The sequence below is a fragment of the Bradyrhizobium sp. Ses1 genome (assembly GCF_059512365.1).
Window position 1 is genome coordinate 1 of record NZ_JCAMOQ010000156.1, and the last position, 1,735, is coordinate 1,735.

General features: G+C 57.3%; 1 protein-coding gene. It reads right to left on the minus strand.

The features are described 5' to 3' along the window. Positions 1-168: 168 nt before the first annotated feature. A complete protein-coding gene (locus tag AC5ZG5_RS46065; protein ID WP_456647238.1) occupies positions 169-771 on the minus strand; it encodes a GNAT family N-acetyltransferase in 603 nt (200 codons plus the stop codon). Positions 772-1,735 lie beyond the last annotated feature (964 nt).

Here is a 1,735-nt window from a genome sequence, read left to right on the forward strand (position 1 = left end):
AAAGTCCTTCTCGCAAAAGAACTTTCGCTGATTCGCGCCCCGATGCGCCTCAACACCGTGAGAAATGCGGGCTAGCATGATGAGTCTCGGCAGAATGATTGGGCTATGAGCCCTTCGGTCGGCGAGCGGGCAAGGCGTGCTGCATGAAGGCTGGCAGCTGTGCCGCATTCAATTGGGATGGCGCAGGATCGGGAAAACCGGCGGCGAACTACCGATTTGCACCTCACCCATGATTTTCCATCCCATGCGTTCATACAGCCGAACCGAGTGAACGCTAGTGGCCTCCGCATATGCCAGTCCTTTCGCCTCGTCGGAAATCGCGAGGCCGTATCGGAATAGACGGTCCCCCAGCTTGGCTCGCTGGTGCATGGGATCGATGCCAAGCATGGTGAAATACCAATACGGCTGCTGCGGATGATATTTGCCGAACTCCTCGAATAAGCTTTCGGTTTCCGCGCGCCGGTCCTCTGGAACGCTCCCGAGCAGGAAGTTCATCATCCGCGCGTCGTCTCGATGCATTTTATCGGTCTGCCACAGAAGCGCGCCTTTGTCGCCGTTATCGAAATATACGCCGCTTCGATTGGTGTATGGATCGCCGCAGTAATACTCGATGAATCCGCCGAAATGGCGCAAGTAGCGCTCCGGCTCGGGATAGAGCCACCTCAACAACGGACACATCGTAAAAGCCGTCGTCAGGATGGCATTGACCCTTGATCGGTTCTCAGGGGAGACGATCTTGATCGCTTCGTTCTCTCTGGGCGCAGATTGCATGATTACACCTCTGTCGAAAGCCGTGCGAAGAGAACCGGTCGCAACGTAACGAAGCACGAGTGGAAATGCGTTGAGAGCTTAGAACCCTATAGGTTCGAGTGCTCTGCAAGCTCGCGATTCCCTTCGCCTGCAACTTCGGAGGTCTTCGACCGGCTTGGCCCTACTGCCATCTAGCGCAATGCAGGATTTGAGCCAGCCGCAAATCGCGGATTTTTTTTCGCGCGCGATTGTCGCATTCGCAACAGCTTGGCGGGTTCTAGACAAGAGGCGCGTTTACTTTCGGACGGCGCCCGCAGGGCAAGGCGATTTGCGACCGGCAAGCCGCCAGGTGCACACCGTCTTCATCATTTCTGGCCTCGTTGGTTGGTCCAAGCGGTGCCATCCGGGCTATCGCAAATTGCCCATTGCCGATGCAGCCGGCCGAGGCCCATCAGCTAAGTTGTGCGATCTTAGAACCGATGGCGAGTCCCGACGGCAGCTTTGCCGGCGTCGCTCCCACGAGGATCGATGTCGCCTGTTTCCCGCAGTTATATATAGCGGGTCCGACCTTGGCCTAACGGCTCCATTACTCTTGCGAGCGCTGGCATCATCCTGGCGCGTGACCCTGACGACGGGAACTACACAGGCCGTGACCTGTCCTGGCGCTCTCCTTTGCGGAGGGTTGCTGATTGAGAGCTCCACGTGATTGACCGGCATCTCAGCTCACGTTCGAGCAGACGTGGCTCGGTGGACGTTGTCCGGTCGCTTTCAAGGGGAGAGGAATCGGGCGCTAGCGCGTCGTACACACCAAGCCTCTTATCGGAGTCGAGGCCAGGCACCACTCGGCATTAGAAGAAACTATTCTGCAGTTGCGAGGCACACTCGATGAGGTTTCGTTTGGCCCCAGCGTATAGCGCGACAATCTCGGTGGGAAGACGTATTGCCGCATCTAGCGATGTTCCCGAGAGACCTCCTATTGCCTCAT